This window comes from Citrobacter sp. Cb028, assembly GCF_030336705.1.
Classification (GTDB): Bacteria; Pseudomonadota; Gammaproteobacteria; order Enterobacterales; family Enterobacteriaceae; genus Citrobacter; species Citrobacter braakii.
The window spans coordinates 1,763,478-1,784,401 of record NZ_JAOWCZ010000034.1 but is presented as its reverse complement, the minus strand read 5'-3'; the positions used below and the strand labels follow the sequence as shown (position 1 = coordinate 1,784,401).

Genomic DNA, 20,924 nt, shown 5'->3' with positions numbered 1-20,924 from the left:
ACAGGCGTAAAACAGATTACTTCAGTTCATCAACCATGGTGACGGCGCGACCAATGTAATTGGCCGGCGTCATTGCTTTCAGGCGTGTTTTCTCGTCTTCAGGCAGCGCCAGACCGTCGATAAACTGCTTCATACCTTCGGCGTCAACGCGTTTGCCGCGGGTCAGTTCCTTCAGCTTCTCGTATGGTTTTTCAATGCCATAGCGACGCATCACGGTCTGGATCGGCTCTGCCAGCACTTCCCAGTTATGATCCAGTTCATCCAGCAGATGATCGCGGTTCACTTCCAGTTTGCTCACACCTTTCAGCGTGGACTGATAAGCGATCAGCGCATAGCCAATCCCCACGCCCAGGTTACGCAGAACGGTAGAGTCCGTCAGATCGCGCTGCCAGCGGGAGACCGGCAGTTTGCTCGCCAGATGCTGCAGAACCGCGTTAGACAGGCCCAGGTTACCCTCGGAGTTTTCGAAATCGATTGGGTTCACCTTGTGCGGCATGGTGGAGGAGCCAATTTCACCCGCGATGGTTTTCTGTTTGAAATGGTTCAGCGCCACGTAACCCCAGACATCGCGGTCGAAGTCGATCAGGATAGTGTTGAAACGGGCGATGCAATCAAACAGCTCGGCAATGTAGTCGTGCGGCTCAATCTGCGTGGTGTACGGATTCCACTGGATGCCCAGCGAGGTGACAAATTCTTCGCTGAACTGATGCCAGTCCACTTCCGGATAAGCGGCGATGTGGGCGTTATAGTTACCGACTGCACCGTTGATTTTGCCGAGAATTTCGACCTGATTGAGCTGGCGGTACTGACGCTCCATACGGTAAGCCACGTTAGCCATTTCTTTGCCCAGCGTAGACGGGGTGGCTGGCTGACCGTGGGTACGGGAGAGCAGAGGAATATCGCGATACTGTACGGACAAATCTTTCACCGCGTCGATAAGCTTGCGCCAGTACGGCAGAACAACTTCGTCACGGGCGGTTTTCAGCATCAGCGCGTGAGACAGGTTGTTGATGTCTTCTGAGGTACACGCGAAGTGGATGAACTCGGAAACAGCGTGCAGTTCCGGGATATCCGCCACTTTCTCTTTCAGGAAATACTCAACTGCCTTCACGTCATGGTTGGTCGTACGCTCAATGGTTTTGATACGCGCAGCATCTTCTTCATTGAAGTTAGCGACAATCGCATCAAGGAAACCGATTGCGTCGGCAGCAAAAGCAGGAACTTCCTTGATCGCTGCGTGCGCGGCCAGTTTTTGCAGCCAGCGTACTTCAACTTGTACACGGAATTTCAGCAAACCGTATTCGCTGAAAATCCCGCGCAGCGCGCTGACTTTATCGCCGTAGCGTCCATCGACAGGGGAAACGGCGGTCAGTGAGGATAATTCCATAGATCACAACTCCGGGGTTAAATGGGCAAGAATTTGTTTAGCCTGAGTCGTCAGGCGATTACGAGAAAACATGAGTTGCAGACGGCCTCCACCAACCTGATGCCAGAGCACGGCAGCGCGAATGCCAGCCAGCAGGGAAGCGCGTACTTTAGCCTGAACCTGTGGGCTCTGAAGGATGGCCGGGGAGCCCGTAACCTGAATACGTGGGCCGAGTGGGCTGATGACGTCAACATAAATGCCTGCCATCGCACTCATCAACGTTTCTGACTGCAAATCAAAATGGTCCAGTTGCCGCTGCAAGCCGTTGATGCGGTCTCCCAGCGTGTCCATAGCGCCTTTAGCGGCTGACAGCTTACGCTCCAGCACCATCAGGCTTAACGTGTAGCGGGTGAGTTCCGCGTTCAGCCCCTGACGACTGCTGGCGTTGAGCACGCCGAGCATCGTTTCCAGACCTAAACGCAGGTTGGCCTCGCTGCCGCCAAACACGCCCAGCGTAGAGCTGGGATTCATGTCGATGACACTGTTCAGTGAAACGTGTAATGCATCGGCATCACAATGCCCCTGGTGCGCCAGTTCCTGCACCAGGCGTGCCGACTGACAAATGCCTGCCAGAGCGAGGGTGATGTCATAATAATTCTTTGCCACGTTCACTGCTTCCTTGTATTAGATGTGTAAGTAATTATACCGGCAGAGGCAATCGTTGTTCGATAATGCCGCCGCCGAGGCACACTTCGCCATTGTAAAAGACAGCCGACTGACCCGGCGTTACCGCCGCGATTGGCTCGTCGAAAATGACTTCAATACGTTCAGCATCCAGCGCCTTAACGGTGCACGGAATGTCGGTCTGACGATAGCGGGTTTTCACCGTGCAGCGCATTGTGCCGGTGAACGGTTCGCGATCGACCCAGTGCAGCTGTTGCGCCACCAGGCCAACGGACATCAGACGCGGGTGTTCATGACCCTGAGCAACAACCAGAATGTTGTTCTCGACATCTTTATCCACCACGTACCACGGATCTTCCGTGCCTTCTTTCGTCCCGCCAATGCCCAGACCTTTACGCTGACCCAGCGTGTGGTACATCAGCCCCTGATGCTGGCCAATCTCTTCGCCATCAACGGTGATGATTTTGCCAGGCTGAGCCGGCAGGTAACGACCGAGAAACTCGCGGAACTTACGTTCGCCGATGAAGCAGATACCGGTTGAGTCTTTTTTCTTGGCCGTAATCAGACCAAGATCTTCGGCAATTTTACGCACCTGCGGTTTTTCCAGTTCGCCTACCGGGAACAGGCTCTGCGCGATTTGTTCATGACCGAGCGTGTAGAGGAAATAGCTCTGGTCTTTATTGCCATCAAGTCCACGCAGCAGGCGGCTTTTGCCGTCGACGTCGGCGCGGCGCACATAGTGACCGGTGGCGATATAATCGGCACCTAAATCTTCGGCGGCAAACTCGAGGAAGGCTTTAAACTTGATTTCTTTATTGCACAGAATATCGGGGTTTGGCGTACGGCCCGCTTTGTACTCTTCAAGGAACAGTTCAAAGACGTTGTCCCAGTATTCTGCAGCAAAGTTGACGGTATGCAGTTCAATGCCGAGTTTGTCACAGACAGCCTGCGCATCTGCAAGATCGGCGGCCGCTGTGCAATATTCCTCGCCATCGTCCTCTTCCCAGTTCTTCATGAACAGGCCTTCTACCTGATAACCCTGTTGTTGCAACAGCCAGGCAGAAACGGAGGAATCGACACCGCCGGACATGCCGACGATCACTTTTTTTGGGCTTTCAGACATAGGAATACTCACGACATTGAACTTCAAGGCGGCATATTCTAGCACGCAGCCCCTTACTTGACACCCTCTGTAAACGGCCAGTTAAATTCGCCGATCATCGCCAGCGGGTAGCGATGTCCGCTCTGATAGCAACGAATACTCTCCGCAACCAACGGTGAACGCAGATTTGGCGCTGAGAGAACCTCTTCTGCGCTGACCCAGCGACAGCAATCTATATCGCTGTCATGAGGTTCAGTAGCGCACATATTGGCAAGCTCGATAGAAAACAGAAAACGTAAAAAGGGCGTTTTGTCCGGCGCAATCCATTGATGCATCCGGATGAAGTGCTGCGGCTGTGCTTTGATGCCCGTCTCTTCCCACAGTTCGCGAGCGGCGGCTTGCACCAGGGTTTCATCCGCTTCCAGATGTCCTGCAGGTTGATTCCACAGGGCTTTGCCATTGATTGTTTCCTCAACGACTAAGAACTTATCTTCTGCATGCACAATGCAGGCGACCGTGACGTGCGGTTTGAACATACCTGTTCCTTATTCAGTTAGTTGCATCCCGCCATTGACCGATGGCGAGATTTTCCAGCGTGTAATCTCCCATGGCATAGCGGATGAGGCGCAGCGTCGGGAAGCCAACATGCGCTGTCATACGACGAACCTGGCGGTTACGGCCTTCATATAAAGTAACTTTCAGCCAACTGGTGGGGATATTTTTCCGTTCCCGAATAGGCGGGTTTCTCGGCCACAGCCAGGTGGGTTCCTCTACTATTTCAATACCTGCGGGCAGCGTGGGACCATCATTGAGCGTCACCCCGGTACGCAGCGCATCCAGCGCTTCTGTTGTCGGCTCGCCTTCGACCTGGACGTAATAGATTTTCCCCGTACGCTTGCCGGGTTGCGTTAACCGCGCCTGCAGCGCGCCGTCATTGGTCAGCACCAAAAGTCCTTCGCTGTCCCGGTCGAGTCGGCCCGCAGCATAGATTCCCGGCACGGGAATAAAATCTTTTAACGTGCTTCTGCCCGCCTCGTCAGTAAATTGTGGCAAAACATCGTAGGGTTTATTGAACAAAACCACGCGTTTTGGCTGGTTTTCTTTACGCTGTCTGGTGACTTGTCGTGAGCTGAATCGCTCAACCCGGTGATTTCTAAAAGAAGTTTTTTGCATGGTATTTTCAGATTATATCAATTGCCGCATTATAGCCTAAGAACGAGTGTCTTTCATGGCGACGAACATTAGGGTAGTATTGACATGCTCATTACAAAACATTAACAAAAAATTGCTCTAACGCATTCGTGCAGCAGGACGCAAACGCACATGCAGCGCGATGACAGACGAGCAGAACCAGAAGCGCTCGAAGGAGAGGTGAATGGAAAGCAAAGTAGTTGTTCCGGCGGAAGGTAAGAAGATCACCCTGCAAAACGGCAAACTCAACGTTCCTGAAAATCCGATTATCCCGTTCATTGAAGGCGACGGTATCGGCGTTGATGTAACCCCACCGATGATCAAAGTTGTCGATGCTGCTGTCGAGAAAGCCTATAAAGGCGAGCGTAAAATCTCCTGGATGGAAATCTACACCGGCGAGAAATCCACTCAGGTTTATGGCCAGGACGTCTGGCTGCCTGCTGAAACCCTTGATCTGATTCGTGAATATCGTGTTGCCATCAAAGGCCCACTGACCACCCCAGTTGGCGGCGGTATCCGCTCTCTGAACGTTGCCCTGCGTCAGGAACTTGACCTGTATGTCTGCCTGCGCCCGGTGCGTTATTACCAGGGCACGCCTAGCCCGGTTAAGCACCCTGAACTGACCGACATGGTCATCTTCCGTGAAAACTCCGAAGATATCTACGCAGGTATCGAATGGAAAGCGGACTCTGCAGATGCCGAGAAAGTGATTAAATTCCTGCGCGAAGAGATGGGCGTGAAGAAAATCCGCTTCCCGGAGCATTGCGGTATTGGTATCAAACCGTGTTCTGAAGAAGGGACTAAACGTCTGGTTCGTGCGGCGATCGAATACGCCATCGCTAACGATCGTGATTCTGTTACCCTGGTACACAAAGGTAACATCATGAAATTCACCGAAGGCGCGTTCAAAGACTGGGGCTACCAGTTAGCGCGTGAAGAATTCGGTGGTGAACTGATCGACGGCGGTCCTTGGGTGAAAATCAAGAACCCGAAAACCGGCAAAGAGATCGTGGTTAAGGATGTTATCGCCGATGCGTTCCTGCAACAGATCCTGCTGCGTCCGGCTGAATATGATGTGATTGCCTGTATGAACCTGAACGGCGACTACATCTCCGATGCGCTGGCCGCGCAAGTTGGTGGTATTGGTATCGCACCGGGCGCGAACATCGGTGACGAATGTGCGCTGTTCGAAGCAACCCACGGTACTGCACCGAAGTATGCAGGTCAGGATAAAGTGAACCCAGGTTCCATTATTCTGTCCGCTGAAATGATGCTGCGCCACATGGGTTGGGTAGAAGCGGCTGACCTGATTGTTAAAGGTATGGAAGGCGCAATCAACGCCAAGACCGTAACCTATGACTTCGAACGTCTGATGGATGGCGCTAAGCTGCTGAAATGTAGCGAGTTTGGTGACGCGATCATCGAAAACATGTAATCCAGATTCTGGGTTGTGTGAGAACGGGAGCCGAGAGGTTCCCGTTTTTTTATGCCTGAACTCGCGGTTGCGTAATACGTAAACCACTCACAATTGCTGCCAGCGAGGCCAGAATGCCAGCGGCTATCAGCGAGACGTGCGTTCCACTGTCGCCAAACTGGTTTAGCATCAGCGCGACCAGTGCGGCCCCGGTACTCTGACCCAGCAAGCGCGCCGTCCCCAGCATACCGCTCGCCCCACCGCTGCGTTCACGCGGCGCGGAGGTGATGATGGTGTGATTATTTGGGGACTGGAACAATCCAAAGCCCGCGCCGCACAGAATCATCGGCCAGATGATATTAAAATCGGAGGGGGAAACGGGCAGCAGCACCAGCGAAAACAACCCGCTTGCCATCAACGCCATGCCCAGTGCGCCCAACAGCCCGGCGTGAACGCGTTCAATCAGATATCCCGCCAGCGGCGCCATCACCATGGTTGCCAGCGGCCATGGCGTCAACAGCAGGCCTGTTTCGACCTCGCTGCGTCCGAGCACCGTTTGCATAAAGAAGGGCAGGGAAACCAATGCCAGCATTTGTGCGCAGAATGAACATATCGAGGTACAAATCGAGAGTGAAAACAGTGGAATGCGTAACAGGTCAACCGGCAGTAACGGCACCTCCAGCGCGAGCTGGCGTCGGATAAAGAAAAAACCCACCACCATAAGCGCCACAAGCTCGGCACCAATCAGTTTTAGCGACTGTCCTTGTGCAAAGCCGCTGAGCGCCGTAATTAACAAGCCAAACGTTAAGGCATTCATTACCGCACTGGGCAGGTCAAAGCGTGGTTTAGTGCCGCGGGACGCATTGGCTGGCAAAAAACGCATCGCCAGCAACAGGGCGACTATTCCCAGCGGGACGTTAATCAGAAACAGCCATTTCCAGGAGGCAATAGAAAGAATAGCTGCGGCAATGGTCGGACCCGCAGCCGAGGAGACCGCGACGATAAAGGAGTTAATCCCCATCCCTCGCCCGAGCTGACGCTGGGGATAAATAAGTCGGATCAATGCCGTATTCACGCTCATTAGCGCCGCACCGCCAAAACCCTGGGCGACGCGAGCCAGCGTCAGCATGTGCAACGAATCTGACAAGGCACAAAATAGCGATGCAAGCAGGAACACGACCAGGCCACACTTATAAATGCGCCGGTAACCGAACATATCGCCTAAAAAAGAGAGGGACAGGAGCGAAACGACGATCGCGATTTGATAGGCGTTTACAATCCAGATTGAGCTGGCAGGTGAGGCCTGAAGATCGGCGGCGATAGTTGGCAGGGCCACGTTCGCTATTGCACCGTCGAGTACTGCCATAGAAATGCCAATAACAATGGTTAAAATTGCGCCATATCGCTGGGGCAATGGCAGACCATCGGCCTGAATTTTTTCCATAGAAAGTCGATATTTGTGGAATTTATGATGAGAGTAATAATTTTAGCATTGATATTCAGGTGTTAGGTCGCAGATTTGTAACTAAGTGAGCAAAGAGCGATTGCGAGGGTTGGTACGTGAAATTATAATAAAAACCGGTTCTGATTTTTATAAAACACTCGAAAGGGGTGATAAATGGCAATCGCAGATCTGGATAAGCAACCCGATTCTGTATCTTCCGTGCTGAAAGTTTTTGGCATTCTGCAGGCGCTGGGTGAAGAGCGCGAAATTGGTATTACCGAGTTGTCGCAACGCGTCATGATGTCGAAAAGCACCGTTTATCGCTTTTTGCAGACCATGAAAACGCTGGGTTATGTGGCACAGGAAGGGGAGTCTGAGAAATACTCACTGACCCTGAAATTATTCGAGCTGGGCGCGCGCGCGTTGCAAAACGTCGATCTTATCCGTAGCGCTGACATTCAGATGCGCGAACTTTCGCGCCTGACTAAAGAGACAGTCCACCTCGGTGCGCTGGATGAAGACAGCATCGTCTACATTCACAAAATAGACTCTATGTACAATCTGCGCATGTATTCCCGCGTTGGTCGTCGTAATCCGCTGTACAGTACGGCTATCGGTAAAGTTCTGCTGGCATGGCGTGACCGCGATGAAGTGAAGCAGATTCTGGATGGCATTGAGTACAAACGCAGCACCGATCGTACCATTACGAATACTGATGAATTACTGCTACTGCTGGATAAAGTACGTGAGCAGGGTTACGGCGAAGATAACGAAGAACAGGAAGAAGGCCTGCGCTGCATCGGCGTACCGGTGTTTGACCGTTTCGGCGTGGTTATTGCGGGGTTGAGTATTTCATTCCCAACGCTGCGTTTCTCAGAAGAGCGTTTACACGAGTATGTGGCAATGCTGCATACGGCAGCGCGCAAGATTTCAGAACAAATGGGCTATAACGACTATCCGTTCTAATCTGACGTAATCGCGAATGTTAAAAACCCCAGGTATTTTGTACCTGGGGTTTTTTATGAACAGTCATAACGTTACCTGGCGTAAATAACGTATCGAATGTAATGTTGCATTATTAGCCGTTATCGATAATGACCGTGCTTTTCCTTAACAGGGGACAATCCGACAGGCCAATGATACCGCTACTGGTGTGGACGTACTGTGCCGTGCTGGTTCCACGGGCAGTCAGATATTGGCATTGCAGACCCAGACCGGCAGCATTCTCCTTACTTCCAATCAAAATTCCATAGCCGCTCAATAATAAACCGATCCAAACCAGAGCTAACAACACAATAGCGCGGATAATCAGACGCATTACAACCTCTTATCTTTTCTCATTGTTATTAGATTAGCCTGTACACGGTATGAAACAAGTCAATCATTCCTAAAAAGATTGAATGCCTATACAGTTAACTCTGGGTTTAGGTAACGCATGATAATTTATAGACATAAGATGTGGAGTTGAAGAGTGGAGCTGGAGTGAAAAAAATTCGCTGGGTAGTGCTGATTGTTGTTGTACTGGTATGCATACTGATGTGGGCGCAGGTGTTCAACATCATGTGCGATCAGGACGTACAATTTTTCAGCGGTATTTGTGCCTTCAATAAATTTATTCCCTGGTAAGCGCATTTTCGCAACAGTTGATTACCTTCTTGTGCGGCAGTGGTAAACTACACTGTCTACATTGAGGTGGTAAAATGAACGAAGTTTTGAATTCTGGCGCGTTGAGTTTTGCGTCTTTAGCGGTATCGGTGGTGGTTCTGATTGTAGGGCTTGTTCTTTGGTTTTTTATCAATCGGGCAAGTTCGCGTACTAACGAGCAGATTGAGCTGCTTGAGGCATTGTTAGATCAGCAAAAAAGACAGAACGCTTTGTTACGTCGCCTTTGCGAAGCTAACGAACCCGAGAAAGCAGCAGAGCCTACTGCACTGCCCATTAAGGATGAAGACGATGACATCATCCGCTTGGTAGCTGAGCGGTAAAAAAGGTATGGCAGGATGAGGAAAGGCTGTTGTTGTTCTCAGTTGCTTCATCCTGTCGTCAGCGCGTCAGATTATTTTCTTCTGTCCCCGTCGTGTAATTGGCGGCCGGGCAGTCATCTATTCTCAGTATTTTCAGATGCTCCGACTAATTAATATCTTATCCCCAGTCTGATATAAATATAATCTTCCATACGTAAAAAATATGATTATGTCATTTTTGTGATAACGATCGTTTTATTAACAGCGAAACGTTTCTCTTACTTTTTTTGTGCCTTGTCATCATTCTTTCATTATTTTGGTGCAAAACCAGAAGGCGGATCTCATTTTTACGCTTGTGACATTTTATGCATTACTAAGCATAAAAAATGATATCTGGCAGAACCCGTAACAGATAACCTGGAACAACTGAAGCTATTGAGCTATGGTAGAAATATCCCGGCTATGGCGCAAGTCAGGCGGGGATAGGGGAGAGAGGCGAGAATATAATTCTACTCGATCTGGCGCATAACTGTGCAGTTGCTGTTTGATGGACGACGGGATTTGTGCGACCGATCGAGACACGTTTAAAAATGGCTTGCCATTATTAACGTTGTATGTGATAACACGTTTTGGGTTAAACGAGGTACAGTTCTGTTTATGTGTGGCATTTTCAGTAAAGAAGTCCTGAGTAAACACGTTGACGTTGAATACCGCTTCTCTGCCGAACCTTATATTAGTGCCTCAAGCAGTAATGTCTCAGTTTTATCTATGTTATGCCCGCGGGCGAAGAAAATACTCTAAGGAATTTTGCAAATGGCAAAGATTAAAGGTCAAGTTAAGTGGTTCAACGAGTCTAAAGGTTTTGGTTTCATTACTCCGGCTGATGGCAGCAAAGACGTGTTCGTACACTTCTCCGCTATCCAGGGTAACGGCTTCAAAACTCTGGCTGAAGGCCAGAACGTTGAGTTCGAAATTCAGGACGGCCAGAAAGGTCCGGCTGCTGTTAACGTAACAGCTATCTGATCGACACCACTGATTTGAAGCGCTTTTGCGCATCCATCTCAGATATAAAGCCTCGCTTATGCGGGGCTTTTTAATTCAAATTACGTCAAAATATTACTGAATGCCCATCCATTAGCGCTTTGTTGCAAAGGCGTGATGTTCGTAGCATAGTTTTCCCCGCTTTCTTGCGGCATTTCCCGTTAAATCAGACACCTGAAAAACTATCTTGTTGGAGTTCGGGTGAAAAAGAAAAACGACGGCGATGCGCGCAATTTTACTCCCGTACGTTTTGCCCTGCTTTGCGTGGCAATATTATTGAGCCTTGGATTGCTGCTGGGGCGGGTTGCGTGGTTGCAAATTGTCACGCCGACGAATCTGGTAAAACAGGAAGACATGCGTTCCTTACGCGAGGTGTCCATCGCTTCGCCACGCGGAATGATAACCGACAGAGAAGGGCGACCGCTGGCGGTAAGCGTTCCGGTTAACGCCGTCTGGGCCGATCCGAAGACGATTATCAGCAAGGGTGGCGTTGGCTATAACGAACGTTGGCAGGCGTTAGCGAAGACGCTGCATATTTCTCTCAGCACGCTGGCTGAACGCGTTAACAGCAATCCAGCCGGGCGGTTTATCTATCTGGCGCGCCAGATCTCTCCTCAGCAGGCAGAATGGGTCGATAAACTGGATCTGCCGGGAATCAACCTGCGTGAAGAGTCCCGCCGCTTTTATCCCGCCGGACATGTTGCGGCCAATCTGATTGGTTTCACCAACATTGACGGTCAGGGGATTGAAGGGCTGGAGAAAAGCTTCAATAGCCAGTTGATGGGCAAACCTGGCTCCCGCCTGGTACGGAAAGACAAATTTGGCCATGTCATCGAAAATATCACGGAAGTGATGCCGGTGCCGGCGCATGAATTACAGCTCAGCATTGATGAGCGCTTGCAGACGGTTACTGAAGACGCGCTGGACAATGCCGTGACATGGAATAAAGCGGAGTCAGGGGCCGCAGTGCTGGTCAACATTGCCACCGGCGAAATACTCTCCATGGCAAGCTTTCCCGATTTCAATCCCAATAACCGTGATGGCGCGGTACTGGATGATTTTCGTAATCGTGCAATTAGCGATACCTTTGAACCCGGTTCAACCGTAAAACCACTGGTGATTATGACCGCTCTGCAGCAGGGGATAGTACAGCCTGACAGCGTGATTGATACTCATCCTTTTATTGTTGATGGGCATCGCATCCGCGACGTCGGATTTTACCCGGAGCTATCGCTGACCGGGATTTTGCAGAAATCGAGCGATACCGGCGTGTCACACCTTTCGCTGGCGATGCCGGTACAGAAATTACTGAATACCTATAAAAGCTTTGGCTTTGGCGATCCAACCGGACTGGGTTTAACCGGGGAAAGTCGCGGATTAATGCCTCAACGCCGCTACTGGAGCGATCTGGACCGGGCAACCTTCGCATTTGGTTATGGATTAATGGTGACGCCGCTCCAGCTGGCGCATGTATATGCCACCATCGGCAGTTTTGGTATCTATCGACCCCTTTCTATTACGCGTATCGATCCGCCGGTAATAGGTACGCGGGTGATGCCGGAGGCGTTGGTTCACCAGGTTGAACATATGATGGAAAGCGTCGCGCTACCCGGCGGCGGGGGAACCAAGGCCGCGGTCAGAGATTATCGCGTCGCGGTTAAGACCGGAACGGCAAAGAAAATTGGCGATGACGGCAAATATGTCGATAAATATGTGGCCTATACGGCGGGCGTTGCGCCAGCGAGCGACCCAAAGTTCGCGCTGGTTGTGGTTATAAATAACCCGCAAAACGGTGCTTATTATGGGGGGGCAGTCTCCGCGCCGGTATTCAGCCAGATAATGGGCGATGTCCTGCGTCTGGAAAACGTTAAGCCGGACGGTATGCCTCCTGGCTCCGATCATCTGCTGGTAATGCACGGCAGCAACGTATCCTCGCCGTCGCTGTAAGTTATTTTCCCAGGGCGCAATTCGCGTTACACTTGCGCCCTTAAGTCACCTGCCGGAGTTGTCATGTCGTTTTCCTGTCCTCTTTGCCACCAGCCTCTTACTCAAGCGAATAACAGTTTTGTCTGCCCTGGGCGGCACCAGTTTGACGTGGCGAAAGAAGGGTATGTCAACTTACTGCCGGTTCAGCACAAACGGTCGCGCGATCCGGGTGATAGCGCGGAGATGATGCAGGCGCGCCGGGCATTTCTCGATGCCGGACACTATCAGCCGCTGCGCGAAGCAATTGTGGATGCGCTCACCCAGAGGTTGAGTTCAGAAGATGCGGCGATCCTGGATATTGGCTGTGGGGAAGGGTATTACACCCATGCCTTTGCCGATGCGCTGACGGGCTGTACAACCTTTGGTCTTGACGTTTCTAAAGTGGCGATTAAGGCCGCAGCCCGTCGTTATTCGCAGGTGACCTTTTGCGTTGCCTCCAGCCATCGCCTGCCGTTTGCCGACGAGTCAATGGATGCCATCATCCGGATCTACGCGCCCTGTAAAGCGCCGGAGCTGGCTCGCGTGGTCAAACCGGGTGGCTGGGTTATTACCGCCACGCCGGGTCCGCGTCATTTAATGGAGCTGAAAGGGCTGATTTATGATGAGGTGCGTTTGCATGCGCCACACACTGAGCAACTGGACGGTTTTGTTCTGCAAGAGAGTCTTGCGCTGGGGTATCAGATGCAGCTCAAAGGTAGCGAGGCCGTTGCGTTACTGCAAATGACGCCGTTCGCCTGGCGGGCAAAGCCGGAAGTGTGGGAAACGTTAGCCGGAAAAACGACGTTTGACTGCCAGACAGACTTTAGTATTCATATCTGGCAGCGCCTGAATTAACCGTGGAAGTGTGCCCAGAGGATCTGGGCGCCAATACCTATCAGTACCACCCCGCCCAAAATTTCAGCTCGCTTGCCCAGCATCGGGCCAATGAAACGACCGATCATCATGCCGAGCGTAGACATAATCAACGTGGCGCAGCCGATGGCAAGCGCAGTGGCAATAATGTTGACCTGCAGGAAAGCCAGACCCACCCCGACGGCCATTGCGTCGAGACTGGTTGCAATGGCGGTGGTGACCAGCAGCCAGAAGCCATGGCGGCGCTGTGGCTCTTCATCTTCATCCCCGTCGTCGCGAAAGCCTTCTATTATCATTCGTCCGCCTAAAAAGATCAGCAGAATGAAGGCGATCCAATGGTTCCACTCCAGTACAAATTTGCTGGCGAGCATACCCATGCCCCAGCCAATGAGCGGCGTAAGCGTTTCAACGGCGCCGAAAATAAGGCCGGTGCGCAGTGCTTCAGAAAATTTGGGTTTATGCAGGGTGGCGCCTTTGCCAATTGATGCAGCGAAAGCATCCATCGACATGCCGAAAGCAAGAAGAACAGTAGCGGTGAGATTCATAACAGCGTCCTGACCGGGGTATCCATAAAACACATCACTGCCCCCAGTAACCATGCATACAGGCTGGAATCACTGTAAATACAGCGCCATTCAGGTATGCATTGCAGTTGATGTGCCTATGGTCTCGCCTGACTGAACCTGTAAGATCAGTCCGTACGCGCCACGTTTTTCAACGAGTATGTTGACACGTACATTTCCGGAGTCTGGAAATCGGCTACTCCCCAACGACGGGCGCAACCTTAACATATTTTGAGAATATAAAACAAGAAACGCAGAAATAATATTTGGCCTCTAATTGAAAACGATTTTCATTTAGATTTATTTATAAATAAAACGTTAAAATAAATAACATTATGAGCAGTGGGATATAGCCTTAGCTATGTTTATTTTGGAATGGATATATATAAAACATAGTTCAGGCTATATTTTTAACTCATTGATTTGAAATTAAAAGTTTATATATGTTTTCGAGATCGTCTATATTCCGCACGCGAATCAGTAATCTTCGATGTTCTAATTGCATCACCAGGACACCGTCTTCAGATAAATTCATCTCTTTAATCCGGTTATATTCAATCCAAACATTGGCGAAAAAAAAGCCTTTCTGTTTGAAGATGATTTTTGGCGTACGGATCCAAAACAGATACAGTCCCATCAATACCAGTGCACATAATAACCATGTGGTAAATTGCGCGCCGTGGCTGGTGATGTTGTTGTAGATAAGAATAGCAATCAAGCCAAGGAAGATAACGCTGTCGACTCTGCTACGAGGAAGCAGGGCGACAGACAGCAGAGTAGGGCCATTACGGCGGGGCATGATGAACTGATCGTAAATGGCATACGCCAGCAGCGAAAAGATAAAAAGAACCAGCACCAGGTCCGTGATAGTCATGAATCCTCAACCCTCTAAATAGAAAAACCGGGGGCAAGCCCCCGGTGATGTACAACAGTCTTACAGGCCGAGCAGTCCGACAGCGTAGCCCGCGATACCGATGACGAAGAAGCCAACGATGATCCACAGCGGGTTCACTTTTTTACGCAGCAGCCACATACAGGCGAAAGTCAACAGCAGAGGAACCAGACCCGGCATCAGCTGGTCAAGGATAGTCTGCACAGTGGTGACGCGAGTCTGACCATCCTGACCGGTGATGGTGGAAACCACCAGCGGGATGTTTACATGCGTCCACTTGTTAACCAATGCCCCCATGACAAACAGGCCGAGGATTGACGCCCCCTCAGTCAGTTTCTGCAGGAAGCCACCGCCCATATCTTTAACGATATCGATACCTTTACGGTAGCCGTATGCCACACCGTAGTAACGGGTTGCCAGACGAACCAGGTTAAACAGGATGAAGAACAGCAGTGGTCCAAGCAGACTGCCGCTCATCGCGATACCTGCGCCAAGTGCGGCGAATACTGGACGTACGGTACCCCAGAAGATCGGGTCGCCCACGCCTGCAAGCGGTCCCATCAGACCAACTTTGATACCGTTGATGGCACCATCGTCAATCTCTGCGCCGTTTGCACGCTGCTCTTCCATCGCCAGCGTAACGCCCAATACGGGGGCCGCTACGTACGGATGGGTATTAAAGAATTCCAGGTGACGCTTAATAGCCTGCTTACGAGCGTCGTTGTTTTCCGGGTACAAGCGGCGGATAGCCGGCACCATGGAGAAACAGAAACCCAGCGCCTGCATACGTTCGAAGTTCCAGGAACCCTGAAACAGGTTAGAACGAAGGAACACGCCACGAATGTCACTCGGAGTGAGTTTTTTCTCGGTGGTAGTTTTAGTCATATCAACCATTTCGCTCACCTGCTAGTCCAGTTCGTTATCGAGATCGTTATTGCCAGCCGCAGCAGCAGGTGCGCCGGCTACGCGGTTATATTTCGGGCTCAGCTGAATGTAGAGGATAGCCATTACTGCGCCAATCACACCCAGAGCAACCAGGTTGAAGTTAGTAAATGCCGCGGTGACGAAGCCGAGGTAGAAGAATGGCATCAGGTAGCCTGCGCGCATCATGTTGATGACCATCGCATAACCAACCACTACGATCATACCCCCTGCGATGTTCAGACCACCGGTCACAACTTCCGGAATGGCATTAAGCATGCTCTGAACTTCACTGGTACCAACAGAAATCGCCACGATTACCGCCGGGATAGCGATACGCATAGCCTGCAGGAACAGGGAGGATACGTGCAGCCAGGAGATCGCCGTCAGGTTACCGTTTTCTGCCGCCTTATCCGCTGCGTGCTGGAATGCTACGGTGATAGTACGAACGATGATGGTCAGTACCTGGCCTGCTGCTGCCAGTGGGATAGCCAGCGCGATACCTGCACCAATGCTTTGGTGACCCGCGATAACCAGAACGGTAGAGATAATTGAGGCCAATGCGGCATCAGGTGCAACCGCAGCACCGATGTTCATCCAGCCCAGGGCGATCATTTCCAGGGTACCACCGATGATGATACCGGTTTTCATATCACCGAGAACGGCACCAATCAGCGTACAGGCCACCAACGGACGGTGGAACTGAAATTCATCGAGTACCGACTCCATACCCGCGATACATGCGACGATGAACACCAGCACAATCTGAAGAGTGGTAATCTCCATTGTACTTCTCCTATTGCTATACAGACTTAAGTGTGAAAACTAAGTAAATGCCAGGGCGTTATTTCACCTTGGCAATCAAATCCATCATTTTCAGTTTCTGATCGGTAGAAACCTTACGAGCCTCGAGCTCAATACCGCGTTCGTTGAGTTTCTTGAAGGCTTCGATGTCTTTTTCATCGACAGAAATTGCGTTGTTTACCTGCGTTTTACCCTGACGGAAAGCCATACCGCCAATGTTTACAGAGGTAATTTTCACACCACCTTCAACGATACGTTCTACGTCGGTCGGGTTGGTAAACAACAGCATCACACGCTCACCTGCATATTTCGGGTTGTTGTAGACGCGGATCATTTTCGCGACATCAACCACATGCGCCGTCACACCCGGAGGTGCAACCTGGGTCAGCAGCGTTTTACGCACGGTATCGGCGGCAACTTCATCACTGACGACGATAATGCGTGTTACGTTGGTTTCTTTGGTCCAGCGAGTTGCTACCTGACCATGGATTAAGCGGTCATCAATACGCGCCAGGCCGATCTGCATATAATCGTTCGGACCCATCGGTTTGGTGGGAACTGCTGCTTTTGGCGCCGCGACTGGGGTTGGAGCGGCTTTCTCCACCGGTTTTGCTTTCAGCGCTTTCACGCCTTCGCTACCGGTTTCAACGGCCAGTGCTACTAATTCATCGAAGCTGGGGTTGTCATCACGCGCCATGAAGGTTTCAACCAGCATGGGAATGTTCACACCGGCGATGACTTCGTAATGCTCTTTATCGACGACAATGCGGCTCGCAGCGTTAAACGGGCTGCCTCCCCATGTGTCAACGAGAAACAGCACGCCTTTACTGGTATCGAGTTTTGCCAACTGAGCGTTGTACTTTTCAATCAGCGTTTCGGCATTTTCGCCTGGAACGAAATCGATCCAGCCGACGTTTTCCTGCTCGCCTAACAGCATTTCTGCTGTCTTAAGTAACTGCTCTGCAGCCCAACCATGTGTGCCTATTACAATAGCAATGGTCACTTGCTACCTCCTTTATTATCGTTAACACATCAACGTGAAGATGTATTTGAATCGTCGTCCGCAATCGAATCGATTCAGATAAGGGTTACAAAGAAAAACCTATGATTTTCGTGAATTATTTTAGATATCGAAAAAAATATTTTATGTGATGAAGATCCGTAATTTAACTTCCGATAAAAAGAAATTTCGAAGGGTAAAATATCTCCGAAACAACTTATTGCAAAGGAAGGTAAATCTTTGCTAAAAAACGGTTGTCTCTGTTATGTTTAGCATCGGTTTAATTACTCAGGAGTATAGGGCAGTAGCTCACCATATGGATCGTCACCGACGTCATTTCACTATCAGGCCGTATCAAGCCTGTCAGATTGGCACTTTTTGCCACAAATTTTCTCTGCATATCGCTTCAACGCCTGAGATCCTCAGCGCGCAGTTTGGTCATTCCTTAAGCAGGAGCTTGTCATGGAATTATTAATGGACCCGCAGATTTGGGTGGGTTTGCTCACGCTTGTCGTTCTCGAAATTGTTCTGGGTATTGATAACCTGGTCTTCATTGCGATCCTGGCTGATAAGCTGCCGCCAAAACAGCGAGATAAAGCGCGTTTAATCGGTTTGTCACTGGCACTGGTTATGCGCCTGGGCTTGTTGTCCGTGATTTCGTGGATGGTGACGCTAACTAAGCCGCTATTTACGGTAATGGACTACTCGTTCTCGGGGCGCGATCTGATCATGCTGCTGGGGGGGATTTTCCTCTTGTTCAAGGCCACGACAGAGCTGCATGAGCGGCTGGAAAACCGTGAACATGATACCGGCCAGGCAAAAGGGTATGCGAGTTTTTGGGTTGTTGTGACGCAGATTGTCATTCTCGACGCGGTGTTCTCGCTGGATGCCGTTATTACGGCGGTCGGTATGGTCAACCATCTGCCGGTGATGATGGCGGCGGTCGTGATTGCTATGGCCGTGATGCTGCTGGCTTCTAAGCCGCTGACACGATTTGTGAACCAACATCCGACGGTGGTGGTGCTGTGTCTGAGCTTCCTGTTAATGATCGGTCTGAGCCTGGTTGCCGAAGGGTTTGGCTTCCATATTCCGAAAGGCTATCTGTATGCGGCGATTGGCTTCTCAATCATCATTGAGTTGTTTAACCAGATTGCCCGTCGGAACTTTATTCGCCACCAGTCGACGCTGCCGCTGCGTGCGCGCACTGCCGATGCAATCCTGCGTCTGATGGGGGGTAAAAGTCAGGCCAGCGCGCAGATGGAATCCGACAACCCGGTGCCGGTTCCCGTCCCGGAAGGCGCATTTGTGGAAGAAGAACGCTATATGATCAACGGCGTCCTTTCTCTGGCATCGCGTTCATTACGCGGCATTATGACGCCTCGTGGCGAAATTAGCTGGGTTGATGCAGACCTGAGCGTGGAGGAAATTCGCGAGCAATTGCTCTCGTCACCACACAGCCTGTTCCCGGTGTGTCGTGGCGAACTGGATGAAATCATCGGTATTGTGCGTGCTAAAGAGCTGCTGGTCGCGCTGGAAGACGGTGTGGATGTGGCGGCCATTGCCTCTGCGTCTCCGGCTATTATTGTCCCGGAAACGCTGGATCCTATCAATCTGTTAGGTGTTCTGCGACGCGCTCGCGGCAGCTTTGTTATCGTCACTAACGAGTTTGGTGTAGTCCAGGGTCTGGTCACGCCGTTGGACGTATTAGAAGCTATTGCCGGTGAATTCCCGGATGCTGATGAAACGCCTGAAATTATTGCTGATGCAGGCGGTTGGTTGGTGAAAGGTGGTACCGATCTGCATGCGTTGCAACAGGCGCTGGACGTGGATACGTTAGTGAATGAAGATGAAGACATCGCCACGGTGGCAGGTTTAGTCATTGCCGCTAACGGCCATATTCCACGCGTAGGTGATGTTATCGATGTTGCACCGTTGAGCATTACGATTGTCGAAGCCAATGACTATCGTGTGGATTTAGTTCGCATTGTTAAAGAACAACCCGCTCACGACGAAGACGAGTAAGCGGGGTTAGCGAAACGGCATAACGTGCATACTGTGTCGCCCGTTATGCCGGGCGGGCGGCGGCGTGCTGCCCGCCAGCCATTTGGGAAAATCGCGCAGCGGCATCGGCTTTGCATACAAAAAGCCTTGCAATAAATGTACGCCGTGTCGGCGCAAATGCTGTGCCTGCGCCTGTGTTTCAACGCCTTCCGCCACCAGTTCGATATTCAGTTTTTTCCCCAAAGCGATAATGATGTCTGTGACGGTTGAGTTCACGGCGTCTGTCCCGATTGCCGAGGTAAATGATTTATCAATCTTCAGCACATCCGGGCGAAGCTTTTCCAGCCAGGAGAGCGAGCTGTTGCCGGTGCCGAAATCGTCAATTGCCAGCTTTACGCCAAGCCGATTTAACTCGCGCACGACCCGATAATCCACATCCAGCAACGCATCGCGCTCGGTGAGTTCGATAACCAACTGCTGAATAGGGTGCTGGCTGAACCAGTACTGGTTGAGATCTTTTAGCAGCGTACCGTTACGAAAATGGCTGGCGGCAACATTAATCCCAATATGAAACTGGCTGCTCATCGGGAATACGTGCCGTTGCTGAATGGTTTCTGCGATGACATGACGGGTAAGCGGCACAATCAGGTTGTGCTCCTCTGCGATGGGAATAAACACTTCGGGAGAGATCCAACCCTGGCGCGGGTTATTCCAGCGTAAAAGGATTTCCACTCCCATACATTGCTGGGTTTGCGCATTAAGTAGCGGCTGGCAAAACAGCTCGAATTCCCGTGCAGCAAGGGCCAGATTTATCTCCCAGGAGAAGCTCATTCTGCTGGCGGTCGCCAGCCATGCCAGGTAGCCCACTAAAAAACTTAGGATCACCGCCAGCGGCAGTTGTGTTGGTAGATGTTTTATAGCCAGTTCGCTGGCACCCGGACCGGTGACGCTGATAGTAAAGGGGAAATGTTGCGATGAGAGCTGGTAGCGTTTTTCATTATCCAGTTCAGGTAGCGTATCGACAACACCCTGTCCATATAGCAAATGGCGATTACCGACGGTTAAGCTGGCATGGGTAATTTGCGGTGGCTGGGGTTCAAGCAACATGGACGATAATAAATCAATGTTAACGATTTCCAGCACGCCATCTGAGCCATCGGCAGATGCTGGATACCATTGCGTCAGAATCGGACTGCCCTTAATCAACGAATGGTCGGTAGACAGCAGCAATTGCGGCTCCCGACTGGGTAATTCAGGCTCCAGTTGGCGAATAGGCACATTGCGATAGCCAAAAATGCTGGAACAATAAAGGATCCCGCTCTGAATCAGGCTGATAGAACGTACCGTTTGCAGTCTGGCTGCATGCTTACTCAGAGGTAAACGCGCGACTGAGCAGGGAAGCCCAATCAGCGGTAGCAGTACATCGCGTCCGGTCTGTAGGGGCAAAAGCACGTCATCCAACTCTTCAACGGCGTGGTTGGCAAAGGTAACGGTATTGCGATGATTTAAATTACGCTCCGAAATAAATCGGACAGTTAATGTGAGAATGAGCGTCAGTAGTGCACATAATGTGCAGACGATTAAGCGATTCCGGCGATAGTTCTTGATGATCCTTTGCGCTGTTTGCATGCGGGCCGCCCGATAAGCCGTTGGTCACAGTAGCCAACAGCAACAGAGCAAGTGTAGTGGGGAAAATTAC

General features: G+C 51.0%; 23 protein-coding genes. 10 read left to right on the top strand and 13 right to left on the bottom strand.

Annotation, left to right across the window (positions count from 1 at the left end):
* Window positions 1-16: 16 nt before the first annotated feature.
* From purB to rluE, 5 genes are read right to left on the bottom strand one after another with little or no spacing between them, the layout of a single operon-like run.
* Window positions 17-1,387 (bottom strand): adenylosuccinate lyase, encoded by a 1,371-nt coding sequence (gene purB, locus OGV75_RS18230; RefSeq protein ID WP_016153410.1) that lies wholly within the window; start codon window positions 1,385-1,387, stop codon window positions 17-19.
* A 3-nt stretch (window positions 1,388-1,390) separates the two neighbouring features.
* Window positions 1,391-2,032, bottom strand: a complete 642-nt coding sequence (hflD, locus tag OGV75_RS18225; RefSeq protein WP_016153409.1) for a high frequency lysogenization protein HflD — start codon at window positions 2,030-2,032, stop codon at window positions 1,391-1,393.
* A gap of 34 nt (window positions 2,033-2,066) precedes the next feature.
* The gene (gene mnmA / locus OGV75_RS18220; RefSeq protein ID WP_286480989.1) at window positions 2,067-3,173 is read right to left on the bottom strand and encodes a tRNA 2-thiouridine(34) synthase MnmA; all 1,107 of its coding nucleotides are present in this window, start codon (window positions 3,171-3,173) and stop codon (window positions 2,067-2,069) included.
* 53 nt (window positions 3,174-3,226) lie between these two features.
* Window positions 3,227-3,688 (bottom strand): NUDIX hydrolase, encoded by a 462-nt coding sequence (locus OGV75_RS18215; protein ID WP_080858816.1) that lies wholly within the window; start codon window positions 3,686-3,688, stop codon window positions 3,227-3,229.
* 13 nt (window positions 3,689-3,701) lie between these two features.
* On the bottom strand, window positions 3,702-4,325 hold the full coding sequence (gene rluE, locus OGV75_RS18210; RefSeq protein WP_286480988.1) for a 23S rRNA pseudouridine(2457) synthase RluE: 624 nt from the start codon (window positions 4,323-4,325) through the stop codon (window positions 3,702-3,704).
* Between the two features lie 202 nt (window positions 4,326-4,527).
* Between rluE and icd the strand changes: the two genes are divergently transcribed.
* Window positions 4,528-5,778 (top strand): NADP-dependent isocitrate dehydrogenase, encoded by a 1,251-nt coding sequence (icd, locus tag OGV75_RS18205; protein WP_003030769.1) that lies wholly within the window; start codon window positions 4,528-4,530, stop codon window positions 5,776-5,778.
* Window positions 5,779-5,827: 49 nt separating this feature from the next.
* Here icd and OGV75_RS18200 read toward each other — a convergent pair whose 3' ends face one another.
* Window positions 5,828-7,201: an MFS transporter gene (locus OGV75_RS18200; RefSeq protein ID WP_016153405.1), complete on the bottom strand. Its 1,374-nt coding sequence runs from the start codon at window positions 7,199-7,201 to the stop codon at window positions 5,828-5,830.
* Between the two features lie 174 nt (window positions 7,202-7,375).
* On the opposite strand from OGV75_RS18200, the gene kdgR reads away from it, so the two are divergent.
* On the top strand, window positions 7,376-8,167 hold the full coding sequence (kdgR, locus tag OGV75_RS18195; RefSeq protein WP_016156798.1) for a DNA-binding transcriptional regulator KdgR: 792 nt from the start codon (window positions 7,376-7,378) through the stop codon (window positions 8,165-8,167).
* Window positions 8,168-8,279: 112 nt separating this feature from the next.
* On the opposite strand, the gene OGV75_RS18190 is transcribed toward kdgR, so the two are convergent.
* Window positions 8,280-8,519 (bottom strand): YobH family protein, encoded by a 240-nt coding sequence (locus OGV75_RS18190; protein ID WP_016153403.1) that lies wholly within the window; start codon window positions 8,517-8,519, stop codon window positions 8,280-8,282.
* Between the two features lie 164 nt (window positions 8,520-8,683).
* Between OGV75_RS18190 and mgrB the strand changes: the two genes are divergently transcribed.
* The 6 genes from mgrB to rlmA all read left to right on the top strand — a co-directional run bounded on the left by mgrB (window position 8,684) and on the right by rlmA (window position 13,026).
* Window positions 8,684-8,827, top strand: coding sequence for a PhoP/PhoQ regulatory lipoprotein MgrB (mgrB, locus tag OGV75_RS18185; protein WP_016153402.1), 144 nt, complete (start codon window positions 8,684-8,686; stop codon window positions 8,825-8,827).
* 74 nt (window positions 8,828-8,901) lie between these two features.
* Window positions 8,902-9,186, top strand: coding sequence for a YebO family protein (locus tag OGV75_RS18180; protein WP_016156797.1), 285 nt, complete (start codon window positions 8,902-8,904; stop codon window positions 9,184-9,186).
* 636 nt (window positions 9,187-9,822) lie between these two features.
* Entirely contained in the window at window positions 9,823-9,966 is a 144-nt protein-coding gene (locus tag OGV75_RS18175) for a DUF2627 domain-containing protein (RefSeq protein ID WP_006684179.1), read from the top strand.
* 12 nt (window positions 9,967-9,978) lie between these two features.
* Entirely contained in the window at window positions 9,979-10,188 is a 210-nt protein-coding gene (cspE, locus tag OGV75_RS18170) for a transcription antiterminator/RNA stability regulator CspE (protein ID WP_001062678.1), read from the top strand.
* A gap of 219 nt (window positions 10,189-10,407) precedes the next feature.
* Entirely contained in the window at window positions 10,408-12,153 is a 1,746-nt protein-coding gene (gene ftsI2, locus OGV75_RS18165) for a peptidoglycan DD-transpeptidase FtsI2/PBP3(PARA) (protein WP_016153400.1), read from the top strand.
* Between the two features lie 63 nt (window positions 12,154-12,216).
* Window positions 12,217-13,026 carry a 23S rRNA (guanine(745)-N(1))-methyltransferase gene (gene rlmA / locus OGV75_RS18160; RefSeq protein ID WP_095715395.1) on the top strand — a complete coding sequence of 270 codons (810 nt, stop codon included), beginning with the start codon at window positions 12,217-12,219 and terminating at the stop codon, window positions 13,024-13,026.
* Here the strand turns inward: rlmA and mntP are convergent.
* The 5 genes from mntP to manX form a co-directional block, all read right to left on the bottom strand.
* Window positions 13,023-13,589 (bottom strand): manganese efflux pump MntP, encoded by a 567-nt coding sequence (mntP, locus tag OGV75_RS18155; RefSeq protein WP_016153398.1) that lies wholly within the window; start codon window positions 13,587-13,589, stop codon window positions 13,023-13,025. The two genes, rlmA and mntP, sit on opposite strands and share 4 nt — an antisense overlap.
* 433 nt (window positions 13,590-14,022) lie before the next feature.
* Complete coding sequence (locus tag OGV75_RS18150) at window positions 14,023-14,481, bottom strand: DUF986 family protein (RefSeq protein WP_016153397.1); 459 nt, start codon at window positions 14,479-14,481, stop codon at window positions 14,023-14,025.
* Between the two features lie 60 nt (window positions 14,482-14,541).
* A complete protein-coding gene (locus tag OGV75_RS18145) occupies window positions 14,542-15,393 on the bottom strand; it encodes a PTS mannose transporter subunit IID (protein WP_016153396.1) in 852 nt (283 codons plus the stop codon).
* 12 nt (window positions 15,394-15,405) lie between these two features.
* Window positions 15,406-16,206, bottom strand: a complete 801-nt coding sequence (gene manY, locus OGV75_RS18140) for a PTS mannose transporter subunit IIC (protein WP_016153395.1) — start codon at window positions 16,204-16,206, stop codon at window positions 15,406-15,408.
* A 58-nt stretch (window positions 16,207-16,264) separates the two neighbouring features.
* Window positions 16,265-17,227 (bottom strand): PTS mannose transporter subunit IIAB, encoded by a 963-nt coding sequence (gene manX, locus OGV75_RS18135; protein WP_094761101.1) that lies wholly within the window; start codon window positions 17,225-17,227, stop codon window positions 16,265-16,267.
* A 262-nt stretch (window positions 17,228-17,489) separates the two neighbouring features.
* Between manX and OGV75_RS23675 the strand changes: the two genes are divergently transcribed.
* Together OGV75_RS23675 and yoaE are read left to right on the top strand one after the other, a co-directional pair.
* A complete protein-coding gene (locus tag OGV75_RS23675; protein ID WP_049040522.1) occupies window positions 17,490-17,699 on the top strand; it encodes a protein YoaL in 210 nt (69 codons plus the stop codon).
* Complete coding sequence (yoaE, locus tag OGV75_RS18130; RefSeq protein ID WP_016153393.1) at window positions 17,687-19,246, top strand: CNNM family cation transport protein YoaE; 1,560 nt, start codon at window positions 17,687-17,689, stop codon at window positions 19,244-19,246. Before OGV75_RS23675 ends, yoaE begins: the two co-directional genes overlap by 13 nt.
* 6 nt (window positions 19,247-19,252) lie before the next feature.
* On the opposite strand, the gene pdeD is transcribed toward yoaE, so the two are convergent.
* Window positions 19,253-20,854, bottom strand: a complete 1,602-nt coding sequence (gene pdeD / locus OGV75_RS18125; RefSeq protein WP_016156794.1) for a cyclic di-3',5'-guanosine monophosphate phosphodiesterase PdeD — start codon at window positions 20,852-20,854, stop codon at window positions 19,253-19,255.
* Between the last annotated feature and the right edge of the window lie 70 nt (window positions 20,855-20,924).